This is a genomic window from Mesorhizobium sp. A556 (genome assembly GCF_054489545.1).
In genome coordinates this window covers 94666-113642 of the sequence record NZ_JBTMXA010000001.1, presented here as the reverse complement: position 1 = coordinate 113642, position 18977 = coordinate 94666, and the positions used below count along the sequence as shown (strand labels likewise).

Sequence of the window (18977 nt, the reverse complement as noted above, 5' to 3'; positions counted from 1 at the left end):
GTACCTTCCCTAGGCGATAGACACCGTTGGCCCACACGCCGCCGATTGTCAGCCGATGGCGAGACCGCTAGTTTCGCGCATAACAAATCCGGCAAAGGCGTTGCATCCATGTTCCAGACTTTCGATTCCGCCGGCGATCCTTCGGTCGGCAAACCGCGCGTAGCCCTCCTGCGCGAATGGCTGGCGAAAAACGGACTGGACGGGTTCATCGTGCCCCGCGCCGACGAGCATCAGGGCGAATACGTCCCTGCCCGCGCCGCAAGGCTGAAATGGCTGACCGGTTTTTCCGGCTCGGCCGGCGTCGCCATCGTGCTCAAGGACAGCGCCTTCGTCTTCGTCGATGGGCGCTACACGCTGCAGGTGCGCAACGAGGTCGATCTCGAAATCTTCGCCATTGAGAGCCTTGTCGACAACCCGCCGCCGGCGTGGATCAAGGACAATTTGCGCAAGGGCGCGCGGCTGGGCTTCGACCCGTGGCTGCATACGCTGAGCGAAGCAAAGGCGCTGAAAGCCGCCACCGACAAGGTCGGGGCGACGCTGGTGCCGCTCGACCGCAAGCCGATCGACGCCATCTGGGAAGACCAGCCGGCAGCCCCCGTGGAGCCGGTTGAAATCCACCCAATCGCTTTTACCGGGGAACTTGCCAAGGACAAGCTGGCGCGGCTCGCCGCCAGCATCGAGCACGACGGCGCGACGCACGCCGTGCTGACCGACCCCGCCTCCATCGCCTGGGCCTTCAACATTCGTGGCCGCGACGTTCCGCATACGCCGCTGGCGCTCGGCTTCGCCGTGCTCGCAGCCGATGGCGGCCATCGCCTGTTCATGGACCCGGAGAAATTTTCACGCACCGTTGCCGCCTATCTGACGCAGCTTGCCGAACTTCACACACCGGGCGATTTCGAAACGGCGATTTCCGATCTGGCGAAAAGCGGCGCGAAGATCGCGCTCGACCCGGTGCTGGCGGCCGAGAAGCTGAAAATGCTGATCGAGGAAAGCGGCGGCACTGTTGTTTCCGCCGCCGACCCGGCGCGCATCCCCCGCGCCACCAAGAACCAGGCGGAGATCGCCGGTTCGCGCGCCGCGCACCGCCGCGACGGTGCGGCGGTCACCAAGCTTTTGTGCTGGCTCGATCGCCAGAAACCCGGCTCGCTGGACGAAATCGCCGTGGTGACCAAGCTGGAGGAGTGCCGCCGCCTCACCGGCGAGGAAATGCAGATGCCACTGCGCGACGTTTCCTTCGACACGATTTCCGGCGCCGGCCCGAACGGCGCGATCATGCATTACCGCGTCTCGCGCGCCACCAGCCGCAAGCTTGGCAAGGGCGAACTGTTCCTGCTCGATTCAGGCGCACAATATCAGGACGGCACCACTGACATTACTCGCACCGTGCCGGTCGGCCAGCCGACCGAGGAAATGCGCGAGCGCTTCACGCTGGTGCTAAAGGGCATGATCGGCATTTCGACGCTACGTTTCCCCGTCGGCACGCGCGGCTCGGAGATCGACGCGGTGGCGCGCATGGCGTTGTGGAAGCATGGCTGTGACTTCGCCCATGGCACCGGTCACGGCGTCGGCTCCTATCTCGCGGTGCATGAAGGGCCGCAGCGCATCGCCCGCACCGGCACGGAAAAGCTGCTGGAAGGCATGATGCTTTCCAACGAACCCGGCTACTACAAGGAAGGCGCCTACGGCATCCGCATCGAAAACCTGATCCTGGTGACGCCGGCTTCCATGATCGATCGCGGCGACCTGCCGATGCACGATTTCGAGACACTGACGCTCGCGCCCATCGACAAGCGCCTGATCGTGGCCGACCTTCTGACGCGCGAAGAATTGCAATGGCTGGACGCCTACCATGCCCGCGTTCTGGCCGAAATCGGCCCGATTCTGGACGGCGAGACGCTGGCGTGGCTGGAACAGGCGACAGCGCCGCTGCCGCACGACGAAAAAGGCTGACACCTTCTTTTCAGTGCGTCCTTCGAGGCTCGCTTTGCTCGCACCTCAGGATGAGGAGGTCAGCGCAAACCGCCCTTATCTTGCACGCCCCTTGAGATGAGGAAGATCAGCACCAACCGCCCTCATCCTGAGGTGTGAGCGGAATCTTTGTCGGACATCACAGACGACACGGAGCGCACAAAGACCCCTCATCCTGAGGTACGAGCGAAGCGAGCCTCGAAGGACGCACAAGGCCTCAACCCACAAACTGCCGGCAAATAATCAACACGGCAGCCCCGGCCAGGAACATCGTCATCAGGCCCCCGCGCAGCGAGGCGAGCGCGGTCACGATCAGCGCCGCCCATTCGGCAGGGCCGGCCGTCAGCACCGCAGGCGCGACCAGCGTGGTCAGCACCGCCGCCGGCACCGCATTCAGCCCGGCTTCGACGCGTGGGTGAATGGTTTCGAACCGCGAAATCACCAGATGCCCGCCAATGCGGGTCAGGTAGGTCGCGACCGCCGCAAACAGGATGATCCAGACTGTGGTGCTCATACTTCCTGCTCCGTCGCCAGCGGGCGCGTGACGCCGCTGTGATGCGGCGGCAGGATGACCGCCAGCAGCACGCCCGCCAGCGCGCCCACGGTTACATGCCAAGGCGAGCCGATCGTCTTGTTGGCCAGGATCGATGCCGCCGCGCTGACGATGACCACCGGCAGCCACAAGGGCCGCTTGCGAAAGCCCATCACAAGCCCGAGAAAATAGATCGGCAGCAGGAAATCGATGCCCAGCGCTCCGGTATCGGGGATCAGTTTGCCAAGCAGCGCCCCGATCAAGGTTTCGGCCACCCAGAATACATAGACCGGCAGGCCAAGGCCCAGATACCAGACGAAGCCAACCTGCTTGCCCGCCTCCGCCCTCGCCTCGGCAATGGCGAACTGCGGATCGGTCAGGATGAAATAGCCGAAGGCCTGCTGCACGAACGGCCAGTGCGCGATGCGCCGCCCGATGCCTGCCGAATAGAGCACATGGCGAAAATTCACGGCAAAGATCGAAAGCACAATCAGCCACGGCGCGACATGGTGGCCGAACAGTTCGATGCCGACCATCTGGCTGGCGCCGCCGAACACGGTAGCGCTCATCAAAAAGGCCTCGAACACCGAAAACCCATTGTCGATGGCCAGCGCCCCGAACAACATAGCGAACGGTGCCGACGCCACCACCACCGGCAGGGACAGGCGTACGCCCTGCCAGAAATCGCCGGCCGCCGAATTTTCCATCGTACCCACAGACATGCGCCGCTCCATCGAGGGTCGCTATGTAGGATTCGCCACCCGGCTTGTCACACGAATTCGCTTGACCCAAGCAATCAACGGAAGTGATGCGAGGAGAGACGGCAGTCCGGCTATCGCTGACCGGCCTTGGCTTCGATGGCCCGGCCCCAATCCAGCAGCGGCCTGGCGCGTTGCGTGAACTCCATTAATTCATCGACCAGCGCCGGTCTGTGGATACCGTTCGGGTCGATGGTGTGGCGAACGACGAAGTTCCGGTTGCGAATGGCAGCGCCGAGATCGGCATCTGCCACAGGCTCGAAGCCGCGCGGCAGGCGCTTCAGGCACCCCTCAGGGTCCAGTTCCAGGCCATTTTCGCGCAACGAACGGACCACCGCGCGGAATTCTGTCGGACGGTTCGCGATGGCCTGCCGCATGGCCAGCAACAACGCCGCTTCCGGCTGCCACCAGGCGATTGCAGCATAGCAACGCTCAAGTCCGATATGCACGAAGAAGACACCCTGCTCCATCTTGGTGCCGTCCCGCGACAGAATCGCAGACAGATGCCGGTTGTAAGGCCGCTTGTCCTTGGCGAAGCGCACGTCGCGATTGATGCGAAACAGCGATTTCTTGCGGTCGCCCTTCAGGCCAAGATCGGCCACAGAAAAGCGCTCCGTGAGCGTTTCGACCAGGTCGCCCAAAGGCTCGCGCAGTTCGCGCTCGAACAGATCCTTGTTTTCAAGGAACCATTCCCGGCTCTGGTGAAAGTCGAGCGCCTTCAGGAAGGGAATGGCCTTTTCGCCAAAACCTTGAAAGTCGCCCACCGTCAGGTTCCCTTGCCGATCCGCTCGAACCACGCGTCCTCGTCTATCACTTCGATACCGAGTTCGGCGGCAAGCTTGAGCTTCGATCCGGCGCCCGGCCCGGCCACGACGAGATCGGTCTTCTTCGATACCGAGCCGGCAACCTTGGCGCCCAGCCTTTCGGCCATCGCCTTGGCCTCGTCGCGCGACATTTTTTCCAGCGCTCCGGTAAACACCACGGTTTTGCCGGAAACCGGCGTTTCCACGGCACCGATGCGCTCCTCGTCCAGCGGCGTCACCTCGGCCAGCAGCGCGTCGACGACCTGCCGATTGTGTTCCTCGCCGAAGAAATCGACAACCGCCTCGGCCACCACCCCGCCTATGCCGTTGATGCCGTTCAATTCCTGCCATGCAGTGTTTCCGGAATCGCCCTTGCCCTGCGGCATCACCGCGTTTTGGCCGGCCTCGCGAAGGGCTGCGAAGGACAGGAAATGGCGCGCCAACCGCTTGGCGTTGGTATCGCCGATATGGCGGATGCCCAGCCCGAAGAGGAACCGCGAAAAAGCGATTTTGCGTCGCTCGTCGATGGCCGCATAAAGCTTGCCGACCGATGTCGCGCCGAACCCGTCGATGTTTTCCAGCTTGGTCAGCGAAGCCGCCTGCCGCGCCTTCAACGTAAAGATGTCAGCAGGCGACTGGATCTTGAGCGCCGGGTCTTCGGCATGGAAGAAAAACTCGATCTGCTTTTCGCCAAGCCCTTCGATGTCGAACGCACCGCGCGACACGAAATGGCGAAGCCGCTCCACCGCCTGCGCCGGGCAGATCAGCCCGCCGGTGCAGCGCCACACCGCCTCACCCTCCTCGCGCGCCGCATGACTGCCGCAGGCAGGGCAGACATGCGGAAATTCATAAGGTACGGCATTTTCGGGGCGCTTTTCCAGCACCACGTCGAGGATTTGCGGAATAACGTCGCCAGCGCGCTGGATAAGGACCGTATCGCCGACCCGGATGTCGCGGCCGTCGCGGATCGGCTGGCCGCTATTTCCGATTCCCTTGATGTAGTCCTCATTGTGCAGGGTGGCATTGGTGACGACGACGCCGCCGACCGTGACCGGCTCCAGCCGCGCCACCGGCGTCATCGCGCCGGTGCGGCCGACCTGGATGTCGATGCCGTTCAGCACCGTCATCGCCTTTTCGGCGGCAAATTTGTGCGCGGTCGCCCAGCGCGGGCTGCGCGACCGGAAGTCCAGCCGCTCTTGCAGGTCAAGGCGGTCCACCTTGTAGACGACGCCGTCGATATCGTAGGGGATTTCGGTCCGCTCGGCCTCGATGGCATGATAATGCGCCAGAATTTCCTCGACCGAACTGCACCGCACCATGCGGTCGTTGGTCGGAAAACCCCAGTCGCCGAACCGCTTGACCACGTCGTACTGCGTTTGCCCAAGCGGCGCGCTGGTTTCGCCCCAGGCATAGGCGAAGAACCTCAAGGGGCGCGAGCGCGTCACTTCCGGGTCTTTCTGGCGCAGGCTGCCGGCAGCGCCGTTACGCGGATTGGCGATTGACTGGCCGGTCTCGGCAAGCCGCTTTTGCAGCGCAAAAAAATCGTCGCGGCGCATATAGACTTCGCCGCGCACCTCCACCACCTCCGGCGCGTCCTTGGGCAGGTGATCGGGAATTTCGCCGATGGTGCGGATATTGGCGGTGACGTTCTCGCCGGTGGTTCCGTCGCCGCGCGTCGCCGCGCTCACCAGCCGCCGGTTCTCGTAGCGCAGCGACATCGACAGGCCGTCGATCTTCGGCTCGGCAGTAAAGACGATCCTGTCATCAGCCGGAAAGGCCAGAAAGCGGCGCACGCTGGCCACGAAGTCGCGCACGTCCTCGTCGGAAAAGACATTGTCGAGCGACAGCATCGGCACGGCATGGACCACCTTGCCGAACGTGCCGGAAGGTGCGGCACCGACCTTGCGCGACGGCGAATCCGCGCGCACCAGATCGGGAAAGCGCTGCTCGATGGCAAGGTTGCGCCGCCGCAGCGCATCGTATTCGGCATCCGAAATCGTCGGGGCGTCGTCGGCATGATAGCGCAGATCGTGGCCTGCGATTTCGTTGGCCAGCCGCTCCAGTTCGGCAATGGCCTCGCTTTCAGTCAGTGTATCGACGGGCGTTTCAGGCATGGCTTCGATCCGAAAATTGGAGCGTAACAATAAGTCAGATTCGGGCTGAGGCGAGAGCACTCATCTAAAAATAACGGGAGAACAGCAGGATACTGCCATCCCCTGAATCAGTTTCCCATCTGCATACTCGGTTAGGAAGCAGCCAGCGTATTTTCCCTGAGCAGCCGCTCGGCGGCGGCGCGCGCTTCGACGGTGACGGTAGCACCCGCCAGCATCCGGGCGATCTCTTCCTGCCGTGCCGCCATGTCCATCTCGGCAATGCCGGTCGCGACGCGATCGGCACCGCCCGACTTGGAAATGAGGAAATGCGTGGCCGCGCGCGCCGCCACCTGCGGCGCATGCGTCACCGACAGCACCTGCACGCGCTGCGACAGCCGCGCCAGGCGTTGGCCGATGGCGTCGGCAACGGCACCGCCGACACCGGTATCGATCTCGTCGAACACTAGAGTAGGTGCGGAGCCGCGATCGGCAAGCGCCACTTTCAGCGCCAGAAGGAATCGCGAAAGCTCGCCGCCGGACGCCACCTTCATCATCGGGCCGGGGCGCGTGCCGGGGTTAGTGCGCACCCTGAATTCGACGCTGTCGATGCCCTCTTCCATGCGGCTGCCGGCTTCGCTGGTCAGGCCAACAATGAATTCGGCCCGCTCCAGCTTCAGTGCCGGCAGTTCGGCCATCACCGCCTTGGTCAGTCCAGCGGCAGCGCCATGGCGAAGCGCCGAAAGATGGGCTGCGGAAACGTCATAGGCGTCGCGCGCCGCCGCCGCCTGTTTCTCCAGCTCGTGCAGCCGCCCCTCGCCTGCGTCCAGATCGGCAAGATCGGCCGACATCGTATCGCGCAGCTGCGCCAGATCGTCGACGGGAACGCCGTATTTGCGCGAGGCGGCACGCAGCGAAAACAACCGTTCCTCGGCCTTTTCCAGACGCTGTGGATCGTATTCGGCAGCCCGTAGCGCCGCCTCGACGCCCGATTGCGCGGCGTCCAGCGACAGCATCGCTTCGTCCAGCGAATTGACCACCTCGTCGAGCAGGCCCGGCGCGTCCGTCAGCTTGCGCTGAAGGCGGCGAAGCAGGCTTGCCAGTTGCGGCAGAGGCGAAGCGGGGCCGGAAAGCACGTCCTGCGCATCCTGGATTTCGGACGCGATCTTTTCGGCCCGCATCATCGAGGCGCGCAGTTCTGCCAGATCGGTTTCCTCGCCCGGCTGCGGGTCGAGCCGTATGAGTTCGGCCACCGAGGCGCGCAAATAGTCTGCCTCGCGGGCGGCCGCCTCCACCTTGGCGCGGTGGCGTGAAAATTCCTGCTCGGCCGCGCGCCAGAACCGCCAGGCTTCCGCTGTCGAACGGGCCGCGCCGACATGGCCGCCGAACGCATCCAGCAGGTCGCGATGCGCGCCCGGATCGACCAGCGCGCGCTCGTCGTGTTGGCCGTGGATTTCCACCAGCGCATGGCCGATGTCGCGCATCAGGGTGACGCTGGAAGGCTGGTCGTTGACGAAGACGCGGGTGCGCCCATCCGCCGTCTGCAAGCGGCGCAGGATGATGTCGCCATCGTCCTCGATGGCGTTGTCGGCCAAAAGCGTGCGGGCGGGATGGTTACGCGGCACGTCGAATACGGCCGTCACCTGGCCCTGGCTCGCGCCGTGGCGCACCAGCGAGGCGTCGCCGCGTGCACCAAGTGCTAGGGAAAGAGCATCGAGAAGGATCGACTTGCCGGCGCCCGTTTCGCCGGTCAACACGGAAAGGCCGGACGAAAAGTCGATGTCCAGTTTTTCGATCAGAACGATATCGCGGATCGACAGCCTGGCGAGCATTGGCCGTCAGGCGCCGGTAATCAGTTTCCCGGCCTTGGAAATCCACGAGCCGGCATTCTCGCGCGGCGCAAGCCCGCCGCTCTGCAGCAGCTTGTAGGAGTCCTTGTACCACGGGCTGACCGGATAGTTATGCCCAAGCACGGCCGCCGCCGTCTGCGCCTCGTCGGTCAGGCCCATCGCATAATAGGCTTCGACCAGACGCGAAAGCGCTTCCTCGACATGGCGCGTGTTGGAGTAGTTTTCCACTACGGCGCGGAACCGCTTGATGGCCGCGATATATTCGCGCCGCTCGAGATAATAGCGGCCGATCTGCATTTCCTTGCCGGCCAACTGGTCGTTGGCGAAACGAACCTTGGCCTTGGCGTCCTCGACATATTCCGAATCGGGCCAGCGCGTGACCAGGTCCTGCATCACCTGCAAGGTCTGGCGGGCTTCCTTCTGGTCCTGCGTGACGTCCTTGATCTGCCGGAAATAGCTGAGGCCGATAATGTACTGGGCGTAGGCCGCGTCCGGGGTCGAGGGATAGAGGGTCAGATAGCGCTTGGCCGAACCGATGGCTTCGTCGTAATTGCCTTGGCGGTAATCGGCAAATGCGCCCATCACCATCGATTTGCGGGCGAATTCCGAATAGGGATGCTGGCGGTCGACCGCGTCGAACTTCTTGCTCGCCTCCTCGAGGCGCCCGGCGTTGAGGTTGGCCAGGCCCTGATTGTAGAGCACATCGGCAGGTTCCGTCTGCTCGACATAAGTCGACAGGTCGATATCCTTTTCCGACGACATGCACGCCGACAGCAACAGCGGAGCGGCAGCTACGCAGAGCGCCAGAAAGACCGACCGTGCGGGATTGTTCGATTGCGCCGAAGCCTTCGAGTGGCCCGTTCTTTGGAAAAACATGATCCGGTTTTGCCCTTTCGGCGCGATTTCTCTCGTCGGCACGCAGCCATAGCCCATAACAGCCTTGCGCGGCAACGCTATCGTCCGGCAATCGTGCATTTTTGTGGCCGGCTCCAGCAGCGTCGGAACTTATGCGATTTGGGTTGCCCGTGGTGCATCCTTGCAACAGGTGTCGCGGCGTCACCCGTCCAGGTCAAAGCGTCCAGGGCGCGTAGACCGGCCCGCTCACCGCGCTGATCTCGACGGTGCGACCGCGTTCATGCCGCGTCGTCTCGACAATCTCGAACGCGGTGCGGTCCGACAGGAGGCGGCGCAACGCGGCGGCATTCAGCCGGTGTCCGCCCCGGTAGGACCGGAAGCAGCCGATGAACCGCGCCCCGGCCAGCGCCAGATCGCCCATGGCGTCGAGCGTCTTGTGGCGCACGAATTCGTCGGGAAAGCGCAAGCCTTCCATGTTGATGACGCGGTTGTCGTGACCGATTACCACGGAATTTTCCAGCGACGAGCCCAGCGCATAGCCCGCCGCCCAAAGCCGCTCCACGTCCTTCATGAAACCGAAGGTGCGCGAGCGCGCAATATCGCGGCGAAATACATCGGCATTCATGTCGGAGGCAAATAGCTGGCGGCCGATGGCCGGGCTTTCGAAATCGATCTCGACCTCGAAGCGCGTGCCGGAATAGGGGCGGAACTCGGCCCACGATGCCCCGTTCTCGATGCGCACGGGCTTCGTCACGCGAATATAGCGGCGCTTGACCGCAAGCTGCTCGATGCCGGCCTGGTCGAACGCGTCGACAAAGCCTTCGGCGCTGCCGTCGAGGATCGGCACTTCGCCGCCCTCGATCTCGACCACGACGTTGTCGATGCCGTAACCGAACAGCGACGCCATCAGATGTTCCACCGTCGCGACATGCTGGCCGGCGGGATCGCCGAGCATGGTGCAAAGATCGGTCGCGCCGACTTCGGAAACCAGCGCGTGAAACACATGCTCCGCCCCTTTGTCGTCAATCACGTGGAAGACGACGCCCGTGTCGGCGTCGGCAGGCAAAAAGTGAGCGCTGACCTGCTTCCCGCTGTGAACGCCGATACCGGTAAGCGTCACGCGCGATTTCAGTGTCGTCTGATAGTCGTGCAAATCGAGCCCCATGTGCCTTGGCTGCCGCTTTCGCCGATACCGGCTCTACGACATGCATACTCTAGAGCATCAGAACGATCCGAAAACCGTCGCCGCTTTTCAGCCCAATGCTCCTGGCAACCGAGCTCTTTTCCCCGCCAAGCTCGCCAACCATTATTCCAGGTGGCGAAGATAATGGCGAGGCAGGCCGTCTCCAAATCACGGTTTTTATCCTGTTGTAACGGCGAAGGAGAAACCGGACTGGGCGTAACCAGCTATTTTACATGGATTATAAAAGTTAACGGGCGAACGGTTTCCCGTTCGCCCGCTTGTTTTTGTTGCCGTGCGTTGACGGATCAGTTCGCTTGCCGGCGAAGGAAAGCCGGAATCTCCAACTGATCGTCTTCCTGAGCAGCCCGGCTCTGCGGTGTCAGACGGCCATGATCGTCCAACTGGCCGCGGCGCGGCGCGTAGAGTTGCGCCTCCTGGCTAGCCACGCGGCGCGCTTCCGGCGCTGCCTGGCGCAGGCGCGGTTCGCGCGGCTGGGCCGGCTGCAGGCGCGCAGGCTCCTCCTCGCGGCGGGTAAGCCCGTTAGTCAGCCGCTTGAGCAGACCCATCGGGCCCCGATCCTCCTGGTCGAGCGGATGCGCCTTGGCTTCCACCTCGGCCCTCACCTGCGGCGGGAAGTCCTCGACGCGCGGCATGCGCTGTGGCGCGGCGGCAATCGGCTGCGGCGCCTCGCGCGGAGCAGCCTGCTGAACCGCCTGTGCCGCCGCGAACTGCATCTGCGGCTGCGCGGGCGGTGCCTGGAACAGCTTGTTCACCGGCCGGAATTCATCGGCATGATGGGCAGGTGCTGGACGCGCCTGCGCCATCTCGGCGGCATTGGCCTCGGCCATCTGGATGGCCTCGGCGACCGGATCGCCGGCGATCTCATGCGCCGGCTGCTGGGCAACCGCTACCTGGCGGATTTCGGTGACCGGGGCAGCGGCGCGAACCGGAGCCGGCTTCTGTGTTGGCATGCGGATGGCGATAGGCGCGGCGGCGATCTGCTCGGCCGATTTGTCGATGCCGGTGGCCACGACCGAAACGCGGATGACGCCTTCGAGATCCTCGTCGAAAGTCGCGCCGAGAATGATGTTGGCGTCCTGGTCCACTTCCTCGCGGATGCGGGTTGCGGCTTCATCGACCTCGAACAGGGTCAGGTCGCGGCCGCCGGTGATCGAGATCAGCAGGCCCTTGGCGCCCTTCATCGAGGTTTCATCGAGCAGCGGGTTGGCGATCGCGGCTTCGGCAGCGGCCATTGCGCGGCCCTCGCCGGACGCCTCGCCGGTGCCCATCATCGCCTTGCCCATCTCGCGCATCACCGAGCGGACGTCGGCGAAGTCGAGATTGATGAGGCCTTCCTTGACCATCAAATCGGTAATGCAGGCAACGCCCGAATAGAGCACCTGGTCGGCCATGGCGAAGGCATCGGCAAAGGTGGTCTTGTCATTGGCCAGCCGGAACAGGTTCTGGTTGGGAATGACGATCAGCGTATCGACGCATTTCTGCAATTCCTCGATGCCGAGATCCGCCGTCTTCATGCGGCGCTGGCCTTCGAAGTGGAACGGCTTGGTGACGACGCCGACGGTGAGGATACCCTTTTCGCGAGCGGCGCGCGCGACGACGGGGGCGGCGCCCGTGCCGGTGCCGCCGCCCATGCCGGCGGTGACGAAGCACATATGGGTGTTGGAAAGATAGTCGACGATCTCGTCGATGCACTCTTCCGCGGCGGCACGGCCGACTTCCGGCTGCGACCCGGCGCCAAGTCCCTCGGTGACATGCGCGCCGAGCTGGATCAGCCGCTCGGCCTTGGACGTGGTCAGCGCCTGGGCGTCCGTGTTGGCCACGACGAACTCGACCCCGCGCAGGCCGGCGGTGATCATGTTGTTGACGGCGTTGCCGCCGCCGCCGCCGACACCGAACACGGTGATGCGTGGCTTAAGCTCGGTGATGTCCGGCTTTTGCAAATTGATGGTCATTGTCCTCGTCCTTTGCCTTTCCCGCCGCTTCGCCGCCGCGGCCGCCTAATGGGGCTGTCCCCTGAAATTAAAAACTGTCTCGCAACCACTCGCCCATCCGGTACAGTCTCCCGCCCGTGCCCGTCATTTTCAGACGGGCCATTCCCTGTACTGGGCGGCTTTCGAACGCCGCCATCTGCGGATAGATCAAAAGCCCGACAGGCACCGAAAAGGCCGGACCCTTGGCCGCCTCCGGCAGGCCCGCCACGCCGAGCGGCCGACCGATGCGCACATTGCGCCCCAAAACCCGACGTGCCGCTTCCGGCAACCCGGCGAGCTGGCTCGCACCACCCGTAAGCACCACACGCTTGCCGACGACGCTGCCGTAACCGGACTTGTTGATGCGATCGCGCAGCAACTCCAACGTCTCGTCGACGCGGGCGCGAATGATGCGCGTCATCATCGAACGCGGCACCTGCGCCGCCACGTCGCCGTCCTCGCCGATCGGCTGGATTGTAACGAGATCGCGGTCGTCGGCGCTGCCCGGTAGGGCAGACCCGTGCATGACCTTCAGGCGCTCCGCCGCCGCGATCGACGTCGACAGGCCCTTGGCCAGGTCCAGCGTCACATGATTACCGCCGATGGCAAGCGCGTCGGCGTGAACGAATTTGCCCTCGGCAAAAACCGAAATCGTCGTCGTGCCGCCGCCCATGTCGATGCAGGCCGCGCCCATTTCCAGTTCGTCGTCGACCAGCGCCGCCAGCCCGGCGGCATAGGGCGTCGCCACCAGCCGCTCCACCGACAGATGCGTGCGGTTGATGCACAGTTCGAGATTGCGCATCGGCGCCGAATCGCCGGTCAGGACGTGCATGTCCACGCCGAGCGCGTCGCCGACCATGCCGCGCGGATCGCGGATGCCGCGTTCGCCGTCCAGCGAAAACCCGACGGGAAGCGAATGCACGACCTCGCGCTCCGACTTGAGCGCCTGCTTGGCGCCGGCGGCAAGCACGCGCTTGACGTCGCCCTCGCCCGCCTCGTGCCCGCCCAGATTGATCGTGGCGGAAAAGGTTTCGCTCTTCAGCCGCCCGGCCGTCATGTTGACGATCAGCGAATCGACGGTCAGCCCCGCCATCCGTTCGGCAGCGTCCACGGCAAGGCGAACCGCATGCTCGGCCCGGTCGAGATCGACGACGACGCCCGACTTCACGCCTTCCGATTTCTGGTGACCGATGCCAATTACCTGGATGCGATGCGAGCGCCCGCGCAAAAGCTTGCCGTCTTCGCACGGCTTCAGCTTCGCCACGACGCAGCAGACTTTGCTGGACCCGACGTCCAGCACCGTCAAGGTGCCGGACTGGTGCGCAGAATCGCCATGGCCGCCAAGCCAGTTCATATTTTCGTCTCCGCCTTGCGCTTGGGGGATTTCGCCTTGGCCGTCAGCATCGCCTGCCTGGCGGTCTGCGCCTCGGGCGAAAGCTGCACGACGAGCCTGTCGGAAAACCGCATGTCGACGGCAAGAATATCGCGTGCCAGAAGCCCGTCTTCCTGGTCGAGCGTAACCAGCCTGTCGATAGCCCGGTCCGCGCCGACTTCCGGCAATTTGACCGTAATGCCGTTTTCCAGCTTCAAGTCCCAGCGCCGCCCGGCAATGCTCACATAGCCTTTGACGCGCGTGGAAAGGTCGGGAAACTTGTTCATCACGGCAAGCAGTTCGGGAGCGTGCATCGGCGCATCGGCGCTGACGAAGAGGGGAAGCAAAGCCTGCCTGCCCCCCGAATAGGGCGTGATCACGCGGCCCGAGCGCTCGATGACCGAAAGCTCGCCGCCTTTTTGCCAGAGAGCGAAAGCCTGCCGCTCCTCGACATGAACCTCCAGCGTATGCGGATAGATTTTCCGCACCGTCGCTGCCTCGACCCAGGGAAGCGTCGCGATGCGATCGCGCGCCGCATCCACATCAAAGCCTATCAGCGAAGTCCAGCCATCGAGGCCGAGACTGCCCAGAATATCGATTTCGGATGTCTCGCGATTGCCAACCACCTTGATCTGATCGACCGCGAATCCGGTACGGGCGGTAAAGCCCTGCACGACGGCGTCGGCATGACCGCCAACATAGGCGCCGTAGGCGCTGCTCGACGCCAGCAACATCCCGGTTAGCGCGGTTGCCGCAAAGCGGGGCGGCGTAAAATCGCCATGCCCCAGCCGCGCGAGCATGCGCACCGGCCGACGAAGCAGCCGCGGCAAAACGAAGTGATCAAACGACAGGGTCACCCCGAACAGCGTCGGTCCGGCCGCAGCCCTTCTTCCCTGACGCCAATTCACCGCAGACAAGACGCGTCCTCCACCATCCAACTCAACAACTCGCCGAATGAATGCCCAGCCTGGGCGGCGATCTCAGGCACCAGCGACGTGGGCGTCATGCCCGGCTGCGTGTTGATTTCCAGCCAGACAATTTCGCCATTTTCCGAATGACGGTCGTCGTAACGGAAGTCAGACCGGGAGACGCCCCGGCAGCCGATCGCTTGGTGAGCCTTGAGCGACAGTGTTTGTATTTTTTGGTAAATATTCGGTAAAATTTTTGCCGGGCATTCGTGCTTTGAGCCTCCGGCGACATATTTCGAATCATAATCGTAGAAGGAATGGCCGGTCGGAATGATCTCGCAGACGCCGATGGCCACATCGCCCATGACCGCACAGGTCAGCTCGCGTCCATGCACATAGCGCTCCACCATGACGCGGTCGCCAAATCCCCATTCCTTGGAGGAAATAAGCTGCGGCGGATGGGTCTGCTCCTCCTGCACGATCACGACACCGAAACTGGACCCCTCATTGACCGGCTTGACCACATAGGGCGGCTTCATCGGGTGCTTGTCGCGAATGTCGAAACGGTTGACCACTTTCGATTCCGCCACCGGAATCCCGGAAGCCTTGGCAATCTTCTTGGCCTGTTCCTTGTCCATCGCCAGTGCCGAGGCCAGCACGCCCGAATGCGTGTAGGGAATGGCCAGATATTCGAGGACGCCCTGGATGGTGCCGTCCTCGCCGAAAGGGCCATGCAGCGCGTTGAAGCAGACGTCGGGCTTGAGCGCGAGAAGCACGGCACCGACGTGACGCCCGACATCGACGCGCGTGACCTTGTAGCCTTCCTGCTCGAGCGCTGCGGCACAGGCGTTTCCAGAAGAGAGCGAAACAGGCCGCTCCGACGAAAAGCCCCCCATGAGAACCGCAACGTGCTTGTTTTTCATTGCCCGTCTTCCCCTTTGCGGCGGGTTTTCAATCGGCGTTCCGCTGAAGTGAGTCCGAGTCTCCCGGCAGGTTGCCCCTCCAGACGGAAAACGCTTTAACGCGTCGTTACGACTCAAATCAGGAAACGCTTTAGGGCAGAGAATCAGAGAGTTGATTCGGTGGCAAGGGCTTACGATTCCCGGCGATTCACTTTCGGGAGTTTTCGTGACAAAAAGTGACCGATTGAGTCTTTTCCACCACGGTTGCGCCGAAGCTAAAGTAGCTGGCCCAAAAATTCCTGCACGGCATGGCCGGGTCGGAAATTGCCGATGCGCTTGATTTCCCACTGCAGCCTTATGCCGGAATACTCCAGCACCCGCGTCCGCACTGTCTCGCCCAGATATTCGAGTTCGTAGCCGCTCGCCGATCCCGTATTGATCATGAAGTTGCAGTGCATCGGCGACATCTGCGCGCCGCCCACCATCAGCCCCCGGCATCCTGCCTCGTCGATCACCTTCCAGGCGGAATGCCCTTCCGGGTTCTTGAAGGTGGAGCCGCCGGTCTTTTCGCGGATCGGCTGCACCGTCTCGCGATGATGCTGCACCGCATCCATCGCCGCCTTGATCGCATCCTTGTCCTCGGCAAAGCCTTCGAAAACGGCCGAGACGAAAATGAAATCGGCCGGCACCGACGAGTGGCGGTAGGCGTAGCCCATGTCGGCATTCGACAGCGTATGGAGATTGCCCTTGCGGTCGAGCGCGCGCACTTCGACGACACGCTCCCGCGTTTCGACGCCGTTGGCGCCGGCATTCATCCGGAGCGCCCCGCCGATGGCGCCGGGAATGCCGTGGTAGAAATGAAACCCGCCAATGCCGGCTTCATGGGCCACAGTTGCGAGGCGCTTGTCGGGAATGGCGGCCCCTGCCCGTATGCGCGTCGGCGAAAGCACTTCCGCCTCGCCGAACCCCTTGGCCGACAGCCGGATGACGAAGCCCGGAATGCCGCCATCGCGCACCAGAAGGTTGGAGCCGATGCCGACCACCATCAGCGGCACGTCTTCCGGCACAGCCTTCAGGAAGGCGGCAAGGTCTTCCTCGTCCGCCGGCTGGAACAGCGCATCGGCCAGCCCGCCTGCGCGAAACCAGGTGACCTTGTCCATTTCGGCATTTGGCGTGATACGCCCGCGCAGTCCGGCAAGCCGGTTTCCCAGTGAGGCAAGGAGCGTTTCGCCGCGCGTCATGATCCGTTCAAATCCTTGGGCAGCGCATAGGCCCATTGCGTGATGTTGCCCGCGCCGAGAAAGATGACGAAGTCGCCGGGCCTGGCCAGTTCGCGCACGATCGGCGCAATCGCGGCCGGCCCCTCGATGTAGCGGGCGTCGCGGTGCCCGCTCGCCCGTATGCGCGCCACCAGCGCCTCCGAGGTCGCGCCCTCGATCGGGTCTTCCCCCGCCGTATAGACCGGCGCGACCATCACCGTGTCGGCATCGTTGAAGCAGGTGGCAAAATCGTCGAACAGGTCATGGAGCCGGGTGAAGCGGTGCGGCTGGGCGATGGCGATGACCCTGCCCTTGGTTGATTCGCGCGCGGCCTTCAGCACGGCCTTGATCTCGACCGGATGGTGGCCGTAGTCGTCGAAGATATCGACGCCGTTCCACACACCGGTGTGGGTGAAGCGGCGCTTGACGCCGCCGAAGGAGGAAAGGCCCTTCCGGATCGCCTCGGGCGACAGGCCCAACTCATGCGCGACCGCAATCGCGGCGGTCGCATTGGAGACGTTGTGGCGACCCGGCATCGGCAGGCGCAAGCCCGCGATTTCCGTCTGGCCGCCCTTGCGGTCGCGGATCACCACGTCGAATTCGGAAGACGCGCCGTCCATGCGGTGGTTGCTGAAGCGCACGTCGGCCTGCGCATTCGCGCCATAGGTGATGACGCGCCGGTCCTCGATGCGGCCGACCAGCGCCTGCACTTCCGGATGATCGGTGCACATGACGCCGAAGCCGTAGAACGGCACGTTTTCGACGAACTGTCGGAACGCCTCGCGCACCGCGTCGAACGAACCGTAATGGTCGAGATGCTCGGGATCGATATTGGTGATGACGGCGATGTCGGCCGGCAGCTTCAGGAAGCTGCCGTCGCTCTCGTCGGCCTCCACCACCATCCACTCGCCGTCGCCCATGCGCGCATTGGTGCCATAGGCGTTGATGATGCCGCCATTGATGACGGTCGGATCGAGCCCGCCGGCATCGAGCAGCGTCGCCACCATCGAGGTCGTCGTGGTCTTGCCATGCGTGCCGCCGATGGCGACCGCCTGGCGAAAGCGCATCAGTTCGGCCAGCATTTCAGCCCGGCGCACGATGGGCAAAATCCGTTCTCGCGCCGCCATCAGTTCCGGGTTGGATTTCTTGATCGCGGTCGACACCACCACCACCTCGGCATCGCCCAGGTTTTCGGCGGCATGGCCGACGAAACATTCGATGCCCTTGTCGCGCAGGCGCTGCACATTGGCGCCGTCGGCCTGGTCGGAGCCCTGCACCCTGTAGCCGAGATTATGCAGCACCTCGGCAATGCCGCTCATGCCGATGCCGCCTATGCCGATGAAGTGCACAAGCCCGATCGTCTGCGGCATTTTCATGGGCGCACCTCTTTCTTGAATTCCGCTGCTGATTTGCCTGACGCAATAGCCTCTGTGAGATCGGCGAGCAACTGCGTAGCGTTTGGCTTTCCGGCCGATTTCGCCGCAGCCGCCATGACGCCAAGCTTTTGCGGGTCGTCCATGAGATCGCCGATCAGGGCAGCGACCCGTTCCGGCGACAGCGTCGACTGCGGATGCACCTGCGCCCCGCCCACTGTGGCAAGCGCTGCCGCATTCGCCGCCTGGTCATGGTCGAGCGCATGCGGATAGGGCACCAGCAAGGCTGGCCGGCCGATGACGGCGATTTCAGACACGGTGGATGCGCCCGAACGCGAGACCACCAGATGCGCCGCGGCCAGCAGCCCGGCCATGTCGGTGAAAAACGGCGACACCTGCGCATCGACGCCAAGTGCTGCATAGGCTGCCTTGACCCTGTCGGCGTCCTCGGCTCTCGCCTGCTGCGTGACTACGAGCCGCTTGCGCCGGCTTTCGGGCAACAGGGCCACGGCCGCCGGCACCGCATCGGAAAAGAATTGCGCGCCCTGGCTGCCGCCGAACACCAGCAGGCAAAACGGCTCGCCGGCAGCGGATTGCGCGTAGGGTGTCTTAGCCGCGTCCAGCACCGCCGGCCGCACCGGATTGCCGGTGGTGACGGTCTTGCTTCCAGCTGTGCTTTTGTCTTCCGGCAGGAATCCACCGGCAATCGCGCTCACCCTTCGCGCCAAGGCGCGGTTGGCGCGGCCCATCACCGCGTTCTGTTCGTGAATCAGCGTCGGCACTCGGCGTCGCGTCGCGGCATAGAGTGGCGGCAGGGTCGGATAGCCGCCGAAACCCACCACCACATTCGGCTTCAACCGGCCAATGAGCGCGGATGCCTGGCGAACGCCGCGCCAGATTTTCCAGAACGCGCCGGCCAACGCCAGCGGGTTCTTCGAGCCGAAGGTGGCCGAACGGATCGGATGGATGGCGACGGCCGGAAACTGGCCGGCAAACCGCCCAGCCCGGTCGTCGGTCGCCAGATGCACGCTCCAGCCGCGCGCCGCCAGTTCATGCGCCAGCGCTTCAGCCGGAAACAGGTGGCCGCCGGTTCCGCCGGCCGCCAGCAGGATCGTTCCCTTGCCCATGAA

15 protein-coding genes are annotated in these 18977 nt (G+C 63.8%); 1 reads left to right on the top strand and 14 read right to left on the bottom strand.

Annotation, left to right across the window (positions count from 1 at the left end; genetic code table 11):
• The first annotated feature begins 108 nt into the window (after window positions 1-108).
• The gene (locus ACX3P0_RS00480) at window positions 109-1953 is read left to right on the top strand and encodes an aminopeptidase P family protein (RefSeq protein ID WP_459085879.1); all 1845 of its coding nucleotides are present in this window, start codon (window positions 109-111) and stop codon (window positions 1951-1953) included.
• 235 nt (window positions 1954-2188) lie between these two features.
• On the opposite strand, the gene ACX3P0_RS00475 is transcribed toward ACX3P0_RS00480, so the two are convergent.
• From ACX3P0_RS00475 to murG, 14 genes are all read right to left on the bottom strand, one after another.
• Window positions 2189-2485 carry an AzlD family protein gene (locus ACX3P0_RS00475; protein ID WP_459079515.1) on the bottom strand — a complete coding sequence of 99 codons (297 nt, stop codon included), beginning with the start codon at window positions 2483-2485 and terminating at the stop codon, window positions 2189-2191.
• Entirely contained in the window at window positions 2482-3225 is a 744-nt protein-coding gene (locus ACX3P0_RS00470; RefSeq protein ID WP_459085878.1) for an AzlC family ABC transporter permease, read from the bottom strand. The genes ACX3P0_RS00475 and ACX3P0_RS00470 overlap by 4 nt, the downstream gene beginning before the upstream one ends.
• A gap of 110 nt (window positions 3226-3335) precedes the next feature.
• Window positions 3336-4025: a DUF2461 domain-containing protein gene (locus ACX3P0_RS00465; protein ID WP_459085877.1), complete on the bottom strand. Its 690-nt coding sequence runs from the start codon at window positions 4023-4025 to the stop codon at window positions 3336-3338.
• A gap of 2 nt (window positions 4026-4027) precedes the next feature.
• A complete protein-coding gene (gene ligA, locus ACX3P0_RS00460) occupies window positions 4028-6178 on the bottom strand; it encodes an NAD-dependent DNA ligase LigA (RefSeq protein WP_459085876.1) in 2151 nt (716 codons plus the stop codon).
• A gap of 131 nt (window positions 6179-6309) precedes the next feature.
• Entirely contained in the window at window positions 6310-7986 is a 1677-nt protein-coding gene (gene recN / locus ACX3P0_RS00455) for a DNA repair protein RecN (RefSeq protein ID WP_459085875.1), read from the bottom strand.
• Window positions 7987-7992: 6 nt separating this feature from the next.
• Window positions 7993-8880: an outer membrane protein assembly factor BamD gene (locus ACX3P0_RS00450; RefSeq protein ID WP_459085874.1), complete on the bottom strand. Its 888-nt coding sequence runs from the start codon at window positions 8878-8880 to the stop codon at window positions 7993-7995.
• Between the two features lie 193 nt (window positions 8881-9073).
• Window positions 9074-10024 (bottom strand): UDP-3-O-acyl-N-acetylglucosamine deacetylase, encoded by a 951-nt coding sequence (gene lpxC, locus ACX3P0_RS00445; RefSeq protein ID WP_459079509.1) that lies wholly within the window; start codon window positions 10022-10024, stop codon window positions 9074-9076.
• 323 nt (window positions 10025-10347) lie between these two features.
• Complete coding sequence (gene ftsZ, locus ACX3P0_RS00440) at window positions 10348-12015, bottom strand: cell division protein FtsZ (RefSeq protein ID WP_459079508.1); 1668 nt, start codon at window positions 12013-12015, stop codon at window positions 10348-10350.
• Between the two features lie 67 nt (window positions 12016-12082).
• Window positions 12083-13387: a cell division protein FtsA gene (gene ftsA, locus ACX3P0_RS00435; protein ID WP_459085873.1), complete on the bottom strand. Its 1305-nt coding sequence runs from the start codon at window positions 13385-13387 to the stop codon at window positions 12083-12085.
• Window positions 13384-14322 (bottom strand): cell division protein FtsQ/DivIB, encoded by a 939-nt coding sequence (locus ACX3P0_RS00430; RefSeq protein WP_459085872.1) that lies wholly within the window; start codon window positions 14320-14322, stop codon window positions 13384-13386. The genes ftsA and ACX3P0_RS00430 overlap by 4 nt, the downstream gene beginning before the upstream one ends.
• Entirely contained in the window at window positions 14310-15236 is a 927-nt protein-coding gene (locus tag ACX3P0_RS00425; protein WP_459085871.1) for a D-alanine--D-alanine ligase, read from the bottom strand. The genes ACX3P0_RS00430 and ACX3P0_RS00425 overlap by 13 nt, the downstream gene beginning before the upstream one ends.
• A 254-nt stretch (window positions 15237-15490) precedes the next feature.
• Complete coding sequence (gene murB, locus ACX3P0_RS00420) at window positions 15491-16456, bottom strand: UDP-N-acetylmuramate dehydrogenase (protein WP_459085870.1); 966 nt, start codon at window positions 16454-16456, stop codon at window positions 15491-15493.
• The gene (gene murC / locus ACX3P0_RS00415) at window positions 16453-17850 is read right to left on the bottom strand and encodes a UDP-N-acetylmuramate--L-alanine ligase (protein WP_459085869.1); all 1398 of its coding nucleotides are present in this window, start codon (window positions 17848-17850) and stop codon (window positions 16453-16455) included. Before murC ends, murB begins: the two co-directional genes overlap by 4 nt.
• Window positions 17847-18974 carry an undecaprenyldiphospho-muramoylpentapeptide beta-N-acetylglucosaminyltransferase gene (gene murG / locus ACX3P0_RS00410; RefSeq protein ID WP_459085868.1) on the bottom strand — a complete coding sequence of 376 codons (1128 nt, stop codon included), beginning with the start codon at window positions 18972-18974 and terminating at the stop codon, window positions 17847-17849. Before murG ends, murC begins: the two co-directional genes overlap by 4 nt.
• Between the last annotated feature and the right edge of the window lie 3 nt (window positions 18975-18977).